Source organism: Chroococcidiopsis sp. [FACHB-1243] (genome assembly GCF_014696895.1).
Lineage (GTDB): Bacteria > Cyanobacteriota > Cyanobacteriia > Cyanobacteriales > Chroococcidiopsidaceae > Chroococcidiopsis.
Genome location: NZ_JACJQX010000014.1, coordinates 76,212 through 92,911, shown reverse-complemented (window position 1 = coordinate 92,911; position 16,700 = coordinate 76,212). Strand labels below are relative to the sequence as shown.

The following is a 16,700-nucleotide window of genomic DNA, read 5'->3' as shown; positions in this document are numbered from 1 at the left end:
CAATAAATTTACTTGTCACCGCTATTAGCTGAGCGAACGCTCATTCCAATTGATTAAAATTGATGGGTAAACGCTGCTTTGCCTGAGCGCGATCGCCTCAGTTGTGGGTAACTTAGATCTTAAATGCTACCGTGCCAATATCGTAAATCCCACCCCATGAAAATCATTTATCCCGCCTATGGCAGCAAGACGAAAACGACCCGCACTGTCGGGCGTAGTTTCCAAGCCTTAGTGTTAATGCTAGGGATTACTGTTGCCATGTTTGGTGGGATTGGCAGTCGGCTGGCATATTTACAGCTTGTTGAAGGGACTCGCAATCGTCAATTGGCGGACAATAACCGAATTCGGTTGATTCCCAAACAGCCAGAACGGGGCAGTATCTTCGATCGCAAAGGCAGAATTTTAGCAACTAGTCGTCTGTCTCATTCCGTTTACATTTGGCCTATGGCTCCCAAAAAACCGGAATGGGACAGTACTAAACAACGGCTTGCCCAAATTTTACAAATGCCAGCCGCCGAAATTCAACAACGCATGGATAAAGCCGGGGTAAATTCTCCTAGCTTAATTCGCATGGCACGAGATATCAACCCGGCTCAAATTACGGCTTTGGCAGAATATAAAAATCAATTAAAAGATGTAGAAGTTTACATCGAACCGATTCGCAGTTATCCCAACGGTCAAATCGCCGCCCACATTCTCGGTTATACAGGCGAGATGAATGACAATACATTAGCTGAGAAACGTCAAGAAGGCTATCGCCTCGGAGATGTCATCGGACAAATGGGGGTAGAAGCAGCCTTTGAAAAGCAACTGCGGGGTGAATGGGGCGGGCAACAGGTAGAAGTTGATGGTAGAGGCACGGTTTTACGATATTTAGGCGAGAAAAAGGCAAGGTCGGGTCAGAACATTCATTTAACGATCGATCTAGAGTTACAAAAAGCCGCCGAAAAAACTTTGGGCGATCGCCAAGGGGCAATTGTCGCCCTCGACCCCCGTACTGGCGGAGTATTAGCAATGGTGAGTCGTCCTACCTTCGACCCCAACGTATTTTCTAAACGCATCACCCCCGCCGTGTGGCGCAGCTTGCAAAAGAAAGATCACCCCTTTGTCAACCGCGCCCTCAGAGGTTTCCCCCCTGCCAGTACGTTTAAAATCATTACCGCTACGGCTGGCTTGGAATCAGGGAAGTTTTCGCCTAAAACGCGATTGCAAACCTATGGTTGCATGAACATCGGTGGTACGAGGTTCTGCGATTGGAATCTTGCCGGATTTGGCGTACTCGATTTTCCTGGGGCGTTGGCTTGGAGTAGCGATACATTTTTCTATCAAATCGGTCGGGGAATTGGCGGACCAACTCTGATTGAATGGACGCGAAAATTCGGGTTTGGGCGCAAAACGGGCATTGAACTCGCACCAGAAGAAGCAAAAGGCTTAGTTGCAGACGATAAATGGAAACGAGCCAACTATGACTTACCTTGGAAGGTAGGGGACACGGTAAATATGTCCATTGGTCAAGGGTTTTTGCAAGTTTCTCCCTTGCAAGTCGCCGTGATGTTTGCCGTTCCCGCTAGTGGTGGCTACCGGATCAAACCGCACTTACTGCGAGATAACGAGGAAGCGAAAAAGTGGCGCGAGTCTTTAAATATCAAACCCAGTACCGTGCAAACCGTCCGTCAAGGACTGCGACAAGTCGTAGCTAGCGGAACGGGTAGGGCGTTGAGTTCTCCTACCATTCCCCCTGCTGCTGGTAAAAGCGGTACGGCGGAGACTTATAAGCAGAAATCTCACACTTGGTTTGGCGGTTATGCCCCGTATAATAAGCCAGAAATTGTGGTCGTAGCGTTTGCCGAACATTCCGGTGGTGGCGGTGGCAAGATTTGCGCCCCAATGGTGTTAAAGGTGATGGAAGCTTATTTTAACGGGCAGAAGGCGAAGGGAGAAGTTGTAAGTCGGTAGAGGCGGGTTTGGAAACTCACCCGTACGGGAGTCGGCGGTCGAAATTAACTACTCAGCTTTTGTACGTTTGCGGACAGACAGTTTTTGCTGTTTGGTCGGTTACTTTGAATATTTCAGTCGTGAGAGATTCGAGAGTTAGTTTATAGACATTTAGATAAAGCTTTTTTAAGTATCGAAACGATTTGTGCTAAAAATCTCAATACACAAGTTAAAATTCTTTTTGGCATGAACGCGGTGTTACTGTAAATGTTGAGTATATGAGTTCCACTCGGGCATTGGATAAGTCATAGTTGCGATCGCTCTTTAACAAAAGTTCATAGTGGTTTCAGTATTTTCTCTAAACTTGACAGAGAGAAAATGAAATATGTTGATTTTATGTAGCGAAAATCACTTTTTTGATGTTTGAACCGAACCTTGAGACGCAAATATAAGTACTCACTGTTTTGTTAAAAACTCCAAACCCGCATTTAATAAACAACTTTTGTGACCGCAACGACTAATAACAAATTGACCTCGATTGATGAATTTCCATCTGCTGTTGAAGTTGCTAAGGTTTGGCAGCAAAAGGGGACTCAGTTAGCCAATTTAGGTAAATACACGGCAGCATTGAATTACCTAAATCGAGCCATAACAATTTATGAGGACAATCCTACTGCTTTAGTGATGCGAGCAGTTGTATTGATTCATTTAGGACAAAATGAAGCAGCGCTAACAGATTGCGATCGCGCTTTGGCAATTAACCCTAAAGACAAACAGGCTTGGTTATTTAAAGGCGTAGCTTTAAATTATTTAGGGCGTTACGAGCAGTGTTATGCTAGCTACGATCGCGCCTTGGGAATCGAACGGCGATCGTTTGTTTACAGATTAGTACAAGTGTGGAAGGGCATTTTTGGTGTTGGTCGTTCTGACAGCGCAGCTATGACTTCTTCTACGTGAAAGCTAGTAGGGTGCGTTGTTTAACGCATCCTAAAAATTGTCATAACCTTAAACCCACTGCACGGGATCGAGTTGATAATAACTTTGCAATAATTTGTAAAGTGCTAAATGCTGTTTCTGTAATTGGTGCGGTTTTTCAAAAAAAGTTTCTGTAGCGACGGCAAAAAACTCAGCTGGATTTGTCGTTCCATAGCTATCCATAACAGTTTTTCTACCTCGTTGTACGTCATGACAAAGTTGCTGATACGCTGCTGTCATCACCTGCATCCAAATCGGATAATCTAATTTTCGTGACAAAATGGGTACGCCTTCAGCTTCACCATCTTCCTGGTCTAACTGATGGGCAAACTCATGCAGTACGATATTGCGACCGTCTTGCCAGTTACGAGTATCGTATTGTACCTGTTCCCAAGATAAGACTAATTGGTCATTCGTCCAAGACTCTCCCAATCTTGCCACGCGCTTTTCTTCTACAATATAACTTCCAACTTTTGCGATTTCATTGACAAAATACGTCCTGGGATAGATGAAAATAGAGCGCAACTTTGAAAAGTATTCGCCTCTTTCATTGAGTAAAAGTAAACAAGCAACAGCAGCGATCGTTATTTTCATTTCTTCTGTCACTAGCAAACCATTACAACCAATAAATTGTTTTTCTGCTAAGAATACTTGAATGTGTCCTTGCAAGCGCTGGCGATCGCCCTTGGAAAGACAATAATAAATTGGTAAATTATTTTTAATTACTGCATTCCACAGTATAGGAAAAGAAAGCTGCTTATAGTAATGGCGACGTTTTTTTATTAGAATAGGATGAATGAAAATTCCAGCAATAATGAAGGCGATCGCGATTATAATAGTTAGTGTTTCTATCATAAAGTTACAATAGCAGCCTCAATACTTAGAGGTTTCAATGCTTTCAAATAGTCCGAACAAAAATTAATTTTTTTTCAAAAGAAGAAAAGTATTTAACTACACAGGTAAAAGAAAAGTATTTAAGTATACAGACAGATATGTGTCGTATCTTACTCCGACTAATGTTATTTTAAGAAATTTTTTGATTAATTTAAAGCTAGAAAGCCAATTTTTGTGCTTTTCACGCTCGTACTCTTAGTAGATAACTATGAAATTGTTTAGCCCAATCGCATCACCACAAGCGCAAGATATTTCAAGAGCTAAAAGCTTTAGAGGACTACCCCTACGATTAGTCTTAGTATTACCTTTTGTGCTGCAAACTATCGGTGCAGTGGGGTTAGTGGGCTATCTTTCATTTAAAAACGGTCAGCAAGCGGTGAACGATCTTGTCGATCGCTTGATGGATAAAAGTAGCAATCTCGTATCCGAACGTCTCGATAGTTATTTAGACACCCCTCAAAAACTGAATCAGATTAATCATGATGCGGTCGCACTAGGAGTGGTGAATGTAGAAGACTTTAAAACAACAGGACGTTATTTTTGGAAACAGCTACAAACTTATCCTGAAATAGCTTATGCTACCTATGTATTGACTACGGGAGAATATGTTGGCGCGGGAAGATTTTTAGCAGGACAGGGAGTTACTATTGATGAACTCTCTGCCGCTACTAATTGGAAAACTCATACATACGCTACAGACAATCAAGGTAATCGCACTCAATTAAGAGTAGTTTATGATGACTACAATCCTCAAACAGAAGCTTGGTATAAGGATGCAATTGAGGCAAAAAAACCAACCTGGAGCGCTGTATCTAACTGGGATGGAGAAAGTTTAGCAGGATTTATATCTATTACTGCAACTAGTCCTATTTACAACAATCAAAAACAACTTGTCGGTGTAATTGGTGTCGATCTACTTTTAGGTAGTATTAATGATTTCTTAAACCAACTAAACATTACTCCATTCTCCAAAACTTTTATTATCGAGCGCAATGGCTTACTCATTGCTTCCTCTAGTACGGAAAAACCTTTTACCTTAGTTAATGGCATAGCTAAAAGAATCAGCGCTCTCGATAGTACTGACAGTCAAATTCAAGGAACTGCTAAACATTTACAACAAAAGTTTGGTAATTTCCAAAAAATAAAAGACGAACAACAACTAGCTTTTCAATTACAAGGTGAACGTCAGCTCGTTCGAGTTACTTCGTGGAAAGATGATTTTGGGCTGGATTGGTTAGTTGTAACTACCATTCCTGAATCAGATTTTATGACACAAATTCATACTAACAACCAGATAACATTTTTTCTTTGTTTTTTAGCACTCTTAATAGCAATTTTGTTGGGGTTAATAACTTCTCGGTGGATTTCTCAACCAATTTTACGTATGAGCAAAGCCTCAAAAGCGATCGCCAAAGGAGATTTGAACCAACGAGTAGAAGTTAAAAACATCGTTGAACTAGGAATATTATCGCGATCTTTCAATGAGATGGGGCAACAATTACAAGCATCCTTTGCTAATTTAGCCCAAACAAATCAAGAACTCGATCGCAAAAACAAAGAATTTGTCCGAGTCAACGAGCAATTAGATAGGGCAAATCAAGAATTAGAAACAGCTAATGACGAACTCGAACTACGAGTTGAGAAAAGAACTATCGAACTACAACACGCTAAAACTGCGGCAGAATTAGCCAATCGCGCTAAAAGTGAATTTTTAGCAAATATGAGTCACGAACTACGGACTCCTCTCAACGCCATTCTGGGTTTTTCCCAACTGATGAATCGAGAATCTTCTTTAACAGATCGGCAACAGGAAAGTTTGGGAATTATCAATCGTAGTGGCGAACATTTGCTTTCGCTAATCAATGACGTATTAGATTTAGCCAAAATCGAGTCAGGAAAAATGACTCTTTATCTCACCGACTTCGATCTATACGTCTTGTTGGACTCAATTAAAGAGATGTTGGTACTACGAGCAGAAACTAAAGGTTTACAGTTGGCGATCGAACGTAGTGACGATCTACCTCAATATATCAAAACTGATGACAAAAAATTGAGACAAGTGTTAATTAATCTATTGGGAAATGCAATTAAATTTACTTCGGTTGGTAGCGTTACTTTACGAGCAAGATTAGCGAGCGATCTACAACCACTAACTAATAATCAACGACCGATAACTCTTCATTTTGAAGTTGCTGATACTGGTGTAGGTATTGCACCTACAGAAATTAATAGTGTATTTGAAGCTTTTATGCAAACGGAGACGGGTAAACAATCTCAACAAGGAACTGGTTTAGGCTTGCCTATTGCTAAAAGTTTTATCGAATTGATGGGAGGCAAGATTACTGTTAGTTCCGAATTAGGAAAAGGTACGGTTTTTCAATTTGATATTCAAGCCTTAGCCAGCGAAGCTAGCAATATTAGAGAACAAAAAAGAACTCATATAGTTGTTGGACTACAACCAAATCAACAGAAATATCGAATTTTAGTCGTAGACGATCGCTGGGAGAATCGCCAGCTTTTATTCAGATTATTACAACCGATTGGATTTCAAGTCAAAGAAGCAGTTAACGGACAAGAAGCAATAGAAATGTGGCAAAAATGGCAACCGCATTTAATTTGGATGGATATGCGAATGCCTGTGATGAATGGTTATGATGCAACTCAACAGATTAAATCTCATCTTCAAGGACAAGCTACTGCAATTATTGCCCTGACAGCCAGCACACTTGAAGAAGAGAAAGCAATTATTCTTTCGGCTGGTTGCGATGATTTTGTTCGTAAACCGTTTCATGAAGAAGTCATTTTTGACAAAATGGCTCAATTTTTAGGTGTGCGATATATCTATAGAAGGATTGAATTTAAAAAGACTTCTGTAGATTCAGATGTTGAAAAATTAACACCTGAAGCTTTAGTAGTTATGTCAAATGAATGGCTGATGAACCTCTCGGAAGCAGCAGCTTTGCTTGACGAAGAACAAATCGCTCAATTAGTGTCCCAAATACCAGAACAATATCAAGCATTAGCTCAATCTCTTCAACAAGAAGTTAAAGAATTTAATTTTGATCGGATTATGAATTTTGCTCAAGCCGCAGCTAATTTATGAATAACGCTCAGTTAAATTTTGATTATGCCAATATTTTAGTTGTTGACGATACTCCAGATAATTTGAGAGTTTTGTCTACAGCTTTAATCGAACGAGGTTATAAAGTGCGCTGCGCTAAAAATGGTGCTATGGCATTAATTACAGCTAGAAAAGAGCCGCCTCATTTGATCTTGTTAGATATTAAAATGCCAGAAATGGATGGATATGAAGTCTGTGAAAAGCTAAAGTTGGACTTTTCAACAAGTCATATTCCCGTAATTTTTTTGAGTGCGCTAGATGATGTTTTTGATAAAGTCAAAGGTTTTGCAGTTGGTGGGGTAGACTATATTACAAAGCCATTTCATATTGAAGAAGTTGTAGTTCGCATCCGACATCAATTAGCATTGCAAGCAGCAAAGGCAGAAATCTATCAATTAAATCTTGAATTAGAACAAAAAGTTAGACAAAGAACCATACAACTAGAAGAAGTTATTCAGCAAAGAGATCGAGAAATTGCTCAGCATAAAAAAACCCAAGCAAAGCTATTTTATCAAGCTTTACATGATGCTCTGACAGGTTTACCCAATCGAACTTTATTTATGGAGCATTTACAAAAAGCTCTACATCGTATTACTAGAAATAAAGATTATTTGTGTGCCGTTTTATTTGTCGATCTCGATCGCTTCAAAATTATTAATGATAGTTGGGGACATGCTGTCGGCGATCGCCTATTAATTGCTATCTCTCATATCCTAAAAGAATGCTCGCGTGAGGTTGATACTGTGGCGCGTTTGAGTGGAGATGAGTTTACTATTTTATTAGAAGATCTACAAGATATTCAAGACGCGATCGCAATTGCCGAACGATTGTTAGAGAAACTAACTACTCCAATTCATTTAGGTGAATGTAAAGTCTATATTGGGGCTAGTATTGGTATTGTTTTTGGTTCGACAACTTATCAAACTGTCAATGAGTTGCTGCGGGATGCCGATATTGCGATGTATCGCGCTAAAGCTTTAGGAAAAGGACGTTATGCAATCTTCGATCGCGAAATGTACGACCGAACGTTGCATCTTTCACAACTAGAAATAGATTTGCGTTATGCCTTGGAACGTCAAGAGTTTCTATTACATTATCAACCAATTATCTCTGTTGCAACTGGAAGATTGACGGGTTTTGAAGCCTTATTACGCTGGCAACATCCAAAAAGGGGATTGATCGATCCAGGAGATTTCATTGAGATCGCCGAAGAAACTGGCTTAATTGTACCGATTGGTGAATGGATTTTACAGGAAGCTTGCCAACAGTTATATATTTGGCAGCAAAAATTTGCTACTACATCTTTATATATTAGTGTCAATCTTTCCAGCAAGCAAATTCAGCAATTCGATCTGGTAGATAAGTTAGCTAAAATTCTGGATCGTACTGGATTAAATGGAAAAAATCTCAAGTTAGAACTGACTGAAACTATGCTGATGGATCGAGGAGAAAAGACGATCGAACTTCTCTTCCAAATTAAAGAGCAAAACATTCAACTCAGTATTGATGATTTTGGCACGGGATATTCCTCTTTAAGTTATTTACACCGTTTTCCAATAGACGCACTGAAAATCGATCGCTCTTTTGTCAGTCCGATTGACGCGGAAGGAAAGAATTGTGAAATAGTGAGGACAATTATTACTCTAGCTCACACTTTAGGAATTAAAGCGATCGCCGAAGGAGTAGAAACATCTCATCAACTAACTCTATTAAAAAAGTTGGGGTGTGACGAAGCGCAGGGGTATTTCTTTGGTACACCCGTCAACTTTCAGCTAGCAGAAGTGCTCTTAACTAAAAATTCTCATGTTAATTCTTTGTGACTACTTCGTGTGAAGATCCCCCCAACCCACGGACACTTGCGTGTGCGCTCCTTCCCGACTTGATTTGCTTCTGCGTTGCGGAGGTGGCGCGATCGCGAACTTCGTCGCCCCCCGTTGTAGCACGTCGCGTCAAAGTGTCCTCCCCTTATTAAGGGGGGCTAGGGGGGATCGAAGTCTGTGCAAAAACGGGAACGCAATGTAGCGTAAAATTATCCTTCATAGGTATTTGCTCGCCTCCCCCCATGTATTGCGATTATCTCGTCCAAATTCTGACTGCCCGCGTTTACGATGTTGCCCAGGAATCTCCACTAGAATACGCTGCAAATCTCTCAACTCGAATCAACAACAAACTCCTGCTGAAGCGAGAGGATATGCAGTCAGTCTTTTCCTTCAAATTGCGGGGGGCTTATAACAAGATGGTACAACTGGCACCGGAGTTGTTGGCACAGGGTGTCATTGCTGCATCTGCCGGAAACCACGCTCAAGGAGTTGCGCTTGCAGCCCGCCAGTTGGGAACTCGCGCTATTATCGTCATGCCCGTGACGACTCCCCAAGTCAAGATAAATGCAGTCAGATCTTATGGAGGAGAGGTGGTATTGCATGGGAATACATACGATGATGCCTATACTCATGCCCGTCAATTAGAAGCCGAAAAAGGCATGACGTTCATTCATCCCTTTGACGATCCGTATGTGATTGCCGGACAGGGTACGATTGGGATGGAAATTTTACGACAGTGCCAACAACCAATTCACGCGATTTTTGTGGCAATTGGAGGTGGTGGTTTAATTTCGGGAATTGCGGCGTATGTGAAAAGATTGCGCCCTGAAATTAAAATTATCGGCGTAGAACCCGTAGATGCTGATGCGATGTATCAGTCTCTTAAAGCTGGAAAAAGGGTAAGATTGCCGCAAGTTGGCTTATTTGCCGATGGGGTAGCGGTGCGGGAAGTGGGGGAAGAAACCTTTCGCTTGTGCCAGCAGTATGTCGATGACATCATTCTGGTGGATACAGATGATACCTGCGCCGCAATCAAAGACGTATTTGAAGATACGCGATCGATTTTAGAACCAGCGGGGGCATTAGCGATCGCGGCTGCTAAAACTTATGCAGAACGCGAACAAATTCAGGGACAAACGTTAGTCGCTGTCGCCTGCGGTGCTAATATGAATTTCGATCGCCTGCGATTTGTAGCCGAACGTGCAGAGTTGGGCGAACGTCGCGAAGCTATCTTTGCCGTGACAATTCCCGAACAAAGGGGCAGTCTGCGGCAGTTTTGCGAATGTATTGGCAAGCGCAATTTAACTGAGTTTAACTATCGGATTGCCGACGAAAAAGAAGCGCATATTTTTGTCGGCGTACAAATTGAAAATCGCGCCGATGCAGCCAAGATGGTAGCTAACTTTGAAGCAGTAGGATTAAAAACCATCGACTTAACCGATGACGAACTGACAAAATTACACTTGCGGCACATGGTAGGGGGAAAATCTTCTCTCGCTAGCAACGAATTACTCTATCGATTTGAGTTTCCCGAACGTCCTGGGGCATTGATGCAGTTTGTTGCTTCTATGAGTCCCAATTGGAATATTAGCTTGTTTCACTACCGCAACAACGGGGCAGACTACGGACGCGCCGTAGTGGGAATGCAAGTTCCGCCCCAGGAAATGGAACAGTGGCAGGCGTTTCTCGATACGCTGGGATTGAATTATTGGGATGAAAGTCAAAATCCGGCGTATAAGTTGTTTTTGGGGTAGATGGAGAGTAAAAATCTCACTGCGAATCTTGAATTATTAACCGCGACGAACTACAACGTCCAAATTCTTCTGGGGCATATTGTAAATGTACCTCTGCACCAGACCAAAGAAACGTGCCTGGAGTGACCGATCGCACGAGATAATGGAGTTGATAGACTCCTGATTCTAGCCTGTCGCTATAGGCTACCACGCGATCGCGGTATATTGTTTGATAGCCAATTTCCCAGCTATCTTGTTGCGGTTGGAAGTAAGGCGTAGCGGTTTGAAAACTCGTATCGACAGCCTCAAATCCGGCAGGGAGAGGATCTGTGATTACCACTCGATCCACGGGGCGATCGCTAATTATTTCTAAGCCTATATCAAACACTTGTCCGACTGGCACTGTCAAGGGTTCGGCAGGGGCATATAAGCCAATTCGCCGCAATGCCTTTGTTTCGTTAGCCGGACGAATTTCTCGCGTCACCCTGAGTCCGTTTAAGCGTCCTGGTTGTTCTCCCTGGAGGCGATAGCGGTAGGCAAGTAGGTAGTGTAACATCCCGCGACCGGATTTTTTCAAAGTTAGATTTAAATTTTTTTGCCCACGGGGTAGCTGAGTCATGGGTACGGAGAGATCTACACTAGGCTTGCGGTAGCCTTCAAATTGAGTTGTACTTAAGTTTTTACCTCCTAGTTGCACGTTGGCAGTAAAGTTAGGCGGTGTAGGTTGTAGAGACGTTATATGTAACGTCTCTACCCGCATATATTGCACCAAAGCAGCCAGTGCTTCAGCATTATCATAGGTTGTCTGCCAAGTTCCTTCTCGGCGCAACGCCAGGAGTCCTTGTAACAATCGGTTTAAAACTTTTGGCTTTGCCTTAGTATCGATAAACAACCTTAAGGCTTGGGCTTGACTTGTAGTCTGAGAATTCAACCACTGCCAACCAGAAGGCAAGTTTACCACGGCACTACGTCCGGTTTCATAGACAATTTCTTGCAATTGATTCGTCAGAATTTTCGCCTCTTGCTGCCACTCTGGAAATAGATGCAGATATCGTGCTAATTTAATTTTGGTCACGAGATCGAAGCGATCGCGTCCGTTATAAATATCGGCAAGAAAATCATTCTGTTTGTTGCCTAATTCTGATAATGCGATCGCTGCTTCTAAGCGTACTCGTTCTTTACAGGGCGACTCTTTACAAAAATCGTATTGACTGGGATTTGCTAGGAGTTTTTGCAGGTAAGTTTTGAGACGATTTACCATTTTAGCATCAATATCGAATCCTGCGGTTTGAGCTGTAGCAATTGCTGATGCTGCATAAGGAGAAACAAAAGGATCGGATGTCTTCTCTCCTGGTAAGCTAGCAAAGCCGCCGTCTAGTGACTGAAGTTTTTGCAAGCGTTCTAATGCTTGGGTTGCTTGTTTAATGGGATTGAAATCAGTTACAATTTGCCCGTATTGTTGAGAAAGAATTTGTAAATTTGCCGCGATCGCTAATTGACTGGCGGCTGGTTCTAAAAAGGGCAGTAGTTCCTCATCTAGAACTTGTCGAACTGGCGCGGTAATATTCGCAATTGGCGTACTCGCTAAGGAAATTTCTAATCCGCCGACATCGGGAACGACATTGTTATCGATATTTAAAGGAATGGAAGTGCGATCGCTTGTTACTCCTGACTCTACCACTTGTTCTGTCACTTCTAGCGGTTTGACTTCCAACGGTACGGCAAAAGCATCGGTTGTACTATCTAATTGCGTGGTAAATTTGACTGTAGACTTGCCTGCACGAGTAGCAACAAAGGGGAAACGATAAGCACTCGTACCAGATTTTGTCGGGATTGATAAATCACCAGAGTTATTGTCGGCAAATTGTACGGAACCATCTACAGTACCTTGAATTGCTAGCGTCCCCGATTGCCCTGTAGTATTGGTGACAGACAAACCTGCATCAAAGCGATCGCCTATCCGAGCAAATTGCGGCAGAATTGGATTAGATAATAACGGTTTAGTCGCAATAAACGTTTCTTCCCCATTTCCAAAACGCAAATCGCCATCGGTAGCAACCGCCATGACTCGCCAAGTTGTTAAGTCATCGGGTAAGGTAAACGTAACTCTCGCCTTTCCACTTGCATCTGTCTGCACCGCGCCGTTGTAGTAAGCTAGAGGTTGAAAGTTTGTCCGCACGCGGGTACTTGCCAATCCCGCCGAATTTCCGCCACCGTAACCCCAACCTTTATCGAGGGGAGATGATAGGGGTGATAAAATTACATTGGGACGATTATCGGCAAAACGGGTAGAAATCGGTTGTTCGGCGTATACTGTTTGTACCAGATCTGGTGGTCGATAGCCGCTAAGTTGCAACACGGCTTCATTCACCACCATGACAGCAAACTGTCCTTGCAGGGGATTTCCTACTCCATCTTGTAATTGTAATTCAACAGTTTGTGCTTCACCAGGAGCAAGCGATCGCTTTTCAGGTTTCACTTGCACTTTTAAATACTTATCCTCTAAATTAATCTTGAACGGTACAAACCCAATTCGTACCAAATTTGCTAAACTTCCTGGTTCGATTTGAGATATGGGAGTCCCTTGACGCACGAGTACCGCTTCGACTGCGGCGTTTGGTAACATATCTGCGGTGACTTGAAATTGAATTTGCGGCGCACCACCTTTGACAGGAACAATTGTACGATATAGAGTATTGTGGCGTACCACTGCCAAATACAACTCAGCTTCGGGATATGGTGATTGAATTAAGACTGTGGCTGTTTCTCCAGGTTGATAGCTATCTTTATCCAGCTTGAGTTCTAAGCGATTGTTCTTGTAGCGATCGCCCCAGTTTACCCCATTATCGCCTGTCACCCAAATTTGCGTATCAGTAGCAGTGCTTTCATCTTTAGCATTGGTAAAATTAGCGCGGATGCGGTAAGAACCGGATGCTGGCGGAGTCAGATAAACAGTTTGAGGAGTATCGCTAGATGATGTTTGCGTTTGTACTACCGTTTTGTATTCCACTTGATTGTGAGGGGTTTGGCTACCTTCAACCACTTGGGTAACACTGCTGTATTTCATTTCTTGTAACTCGACGCGGACTTGTTGCCCTGTCACAGCTTTGCCTGTAGGATCGGTGACGATAACTTGAATTGGAAAAGATCTACCAGCATCGGCGACAAAATCGCTTTGCAAACCAATGAGGCGATCGCTCGGTAGTGCCGTAAACGTGCGAGAATCAGCTACAGATAGATTGGAAACATCTGATATCTGCACGTCTACGCGATATGTCATCGGATAAGGTAAATCCTTAGCTACAGGGACAACTTGACTGCTTTTCCCTGCTGCATCTAATATTTGACGCGATCGCAATACATCACTAGTAATATTAGGGCTTTCTTCGGGCCAAAACCACTGTCGTCCAAATGAAAATTGTTCCCAGCCTTGAGGATTAAAATTAGTTTGGCTGCGAGTGACGTAATATTGTGCTTGTCCTCCTTCTACAGGCGCACCAAATAAATAATTACTTTGGGCTGTAGCTGCAATTTTATCGTCAGATAGTACGAATTCTTTATCTAAATTCAGTTCTACTTTAAAATTAGGTGGTTTAAATTCAGCTACGCGAAATTCACCTGAAATTTCTGCTCCACTTTCACCTTTAGCACGAATTGAATAGTATCCTAAAGGTTGATTGGAACTTAAAGGCAATTCTAGAGAAAACGTCCCGAATTCATTTGTGGTTTGAGTGCCTAAATCTGTCTTTTCACCGCTTGGATTTTCTAGCGTGACTTGATAAGATACATTTTTATCTTGTTTTATAACGCCATTTTGTAAGTAATAAGCTGCACCAGTCAACTCAGCCTTTTCCCCTGGCTGGTATAATTGACGATCTGAGAAAATCGTACCCCGCGATTCAATTTCGTTGCTGTTCCATCCCGCATCAATCCCGTAGCCATAGGAACCGCTATACTCTTCACTCCGCGCAAAAGCCCAGTCTTCACCTTCACGGGCAATTACGAGTAATTTAGGTGGTGTATTAAACTCCTTACCCCTCATGCAAGACTGCAAATCTTGACGATTTAGTAGTAAAGTTCCAGTTAAATCGGTTTTCCCAACCGCACAAGCTACGGGTACAATTCTAGATTTTGCCTCTAATTTAGATTCGTAAATTTCTATATTTGCATTTGCTACAGATGCACCGTCTGAAAGATGATGAACTCGAATCAAACCTGAATCGGGAAACCACTGACTAAATACACCCAAATTAGTTAACTGTACTAATCCGTAAAATGTTGGTTCGCGCCATTGTTGCTTACCATTTTCCGTGTAACTATTAGTCCGTGCTTGCACGCCATAAGCTAGCATTCCTGTAGAGTTACCCAGTTTTTCTCGTAGAGGAACAGTCGTATCAACCGATTGATTCTTGCGTCCTTTAACAGGGAATTTTTGCCAAGAACTCGGAGAAGGAAGTAAATCGTTACCATCACCTCTAGGATAAGCGGAATCAATGTAAACTAAATCTTCTGGTTGTACGACTTTATAAGCTGCTTTATACCTCGACTCAGGTAAATTAACCGTGCTAATATTCAGTTGTAAATCTTTGCCATCAGGAAAGATATTCAAATCTGCGGGAACCCAAATATCAGGGGAAACATCCCCAGTAGTAAATTTTTGAGTAATTGGTTTACCGAGAGTTTGCCCAAACTTATCTTTAATATTAGCTCTCAAAGTCACAGTATAAGTCGTTGCTGGTTCTAAAGCATAGGGATTGAGATTGACTATATTATTACCTTCGTAAGCCTGTACCAAACGAGGCGATTGTTTAGGTGCTGGCTGAATCGTAATATTGGCGATCGCTGATTCTGCTACCAACCCATTATTAAATATTAGTTGAGGACTACCTTGAACAAATCTACCGTAAGCTCCACCAGCATCCGCCTGTCCGATATACTGAATTTTATCAAATGCTAAAGGCGCGTAAGTTTTTACCTGGGTTGCAAAAGTAGAGGTACTCGGTAAATTACCCTGTAAAGGTAGCAAACCACGGGCAAACTCTAAACGATAACGAGTTGCTTCGTCTAGATTTTGTTGCGGTATTATGGTATAATTCCAATCGCGATTAGCAGGAGCGAATTTTTCTGGAGATGAGTTATCTTCCTCAGTCGCTTCCTGTTTCTCCAACTGAATTTTTAGCGATACGCTTTGTTTTTTCTCCTCTGCTACAAGTTGGGCATGTTTTGCTAAAGAATCTAAATTCAGTTCGACATTAGAAGTAAATTTTAGCGTTGGTTGCAAACCTAAAGGTTCAGATGAAGATTCTGAATTAGGCTCAATTCCTGGTAAGTTGAATAACTTAATTGCTTCAGTGCTGAAAGTCCAAGCAAGATCTTTATCTAAACGATGATTTTTTAAGTCTGATAATCCAGCTTTCAGGGTAATTCTAACTCGCGTAGCTTTCGGTAAAGCGCGATCGCCTTGCCATCCTACCATGCGCGGCGTGAGAAAGCGAAATTGCCCTGGCAAGGGTGGATAAAGCTCAAATTTCTTTAAAATATCTTGGCTGCTATCAATACTTTCAACTGGAATCAGCGCCTCTTTAAACCGAATCCGAATTTGGGCTTTTGTTTCAGCTTCTCCAATCGGACTAATTTGTTCAATCCAATTTGGTAATGGTGGCGGTGGAATCGCTGCAACTATTGGTAGTGGTTCGTTTTCCGATAACCGCGCTGTACCGCATCCTGCTATACCTAGTATAAGTGTTAGCACCAACAGGAAATGCCACCAAATTCTCACGCCCCTAACCACGGTTCGCCTCGCTTTACTCGCACAGTATTCCTGTGATAGCTCATGCGGCTACTTGGTTCCGAAATCCCTACAATTCTTTACTAGTTTTGTTTTCTGGTATTACACGTTTGTAAAATAGATGGATGAGAAAGTGCGATCGCGAGTCAATATTAATGTCTCAGGTAATCCTCAAACAAATACTCCACTAACTTCAATCTCTCGAATTATCTGAATTCCATCAAGCATTAGTTGCCTCTGGTTTAGTACGTTAGATTAAGCGCCCCACTTATGAACAATGTTTAAGCCAACTACTAATTCAAATTCAAGACGAAATTACTTCTCCGATAATTATTGAGCAACGTTACTAGATAGTAGTTTACTTTCTTGATAGTAGTGCCTTGGTTAGGAGATATGTTAGTAAAGCTAATTCAACATGGATTTTATAGTGATTC

Annotated in this window: 7 protein-coding genes; 5 read left to right on the top strand and 2 right to left on the bottom strand. The window is 42.1% G+C overall.

Annotated features, from left to right (window positions below; translation table 11 throughout):
- Positions 1-156 precede the first annotated feature (156 nt).
- Both mrdA and H6G17_RS12580 read left to right on the top strand, forming a co-directional pair.
- Entirely contained in the window at positions 157-1,956 is a 1,800-nt protein-coding gene (mrdA, locus tag H6G17_RS12585; RefSeq protein ID WP_192157562.1) for a penicillin-binding protein 2, read from the top strand.
- Positions 1,957-2,439: 483 nt separating this feature from the next.
- Positions 2,440-2,892, top strand: coding sequence for a tetratricopeptide repeat protein (locus H6G17_RS12580; RefSeq protein WP_192157560.1), 453 nt, complete (start codon positions 2,440-2,442; stop codon positions 2,890-2,892).
- 48 nt (positions 2,893-2,940) lie between these two features.
- Here H6G17_RS12580 and H6G17_RS12575 read toward each other — a convergent pair whose 3' ends face one another.
- Complete coding sequence (locus tag H6G17_RS12575; RefSeq protein WP_192157558.1) at positions 2,941-3,765, bottom strand: M90 family metallopeptidase; 825 nt, start codon at positions 3,763-3,765, stop codon at positions 2,941-2,943.
- 247 nt (positions 3,766-4,012) lie between these two features.
- Here H6G17_RS12575 and H6G17_RS12570 point away from each other — a divergent pair, with 247 nt between their 5' ends.
- The 3 genes from H6G17_RS12570 (at position 4,013) to ilvA (ending at position 10,499) form a co-directional block, all read left to right on the top strand.
- Entirely contained in the window at positions 4,013-6,907 is a 2,895-nt protein-coding gene (locus H6G17_RS12570; RefSeq protein ID WP_192157556.1) for a hybrid sensor histidine kinase/response regulator, read from the top strand.
- Positions 6,904-8,745: a GGDEF domain-containing response regulator gene (locus H6G17_RS12565; protein ID WP_192157554.1), complete on the top strand. Its 1,842-nt coding sequence runs from the start codon at positions 6,904-6,906 to the stop codon at positions 8,743-8,745. Before H6G17_RS12570 ends, H6G17_RS12565 begins: the two co-directional genes overlap by 4 nt.
- 242 nt (positions 8,746-8,987) lie before the next feature.
- A complete protein-coding gene (ilvA, locus tag H6G17_RS12560) occupies positions 8,988-10,499 on the top strand; it encodes a threonine ammonia-lyase, biosynthetic (protein WP_192157552.1) in 1,512 nt (503 codons plus the stop codon).
- Positions 10,500-10,515: 16 nt separating this feature from the next.
- Here ilvA and H6G17_RS12555 read toward each other — a convergent pair whose 3' ends face one another.
- Positions 10,516-16,257, bottom strand: coding sequence for an Ig-like domain-containing protein (locus tag H6G17_RS12555; protein WP_347276426.1), 5,742 nt, complete (start codon positions 16,255-16,257; stop codon positions 10,516-10,518).
- Positions 16,258-16,700: the final 443 nt, after the last annotated feature.

Coding starts and splice junctions, on each gene's coding strand:
- mrdA (WP_192157562.1), top strand. CDS start 157: ATGAAAATCATTTATCCCGCCTATGGCAGCAAGACGAAAACGACCCGC.
- H6G17_RS12575 (WP_192157558.1), bottom strand. CDS start 3,765: ATGATAGAAACACTAACTATTATAATCGCGATCGCCTTCATTATTGCT.
- H6G17_RS12570 (WP_192157556.1), top strand. CDS start 4,013: ATGAAATTGTTTAGCCCAATCGCATCACCACAAGCGCAAGATATTTCA.
- H6G17_RS12565 (WP_192157554.1), top strand. CDS start 6,904: ATGAATAACGCTCAGTTAAATTTTGATTATGCCAATATTTTAGTTGTT.
- ilvA (WP_192157552.1), top strand. CDS start 8,988: ATGTATTGCGATTATCTCGTCCAAATTCTGACTGCCCGCGTTTACGAT.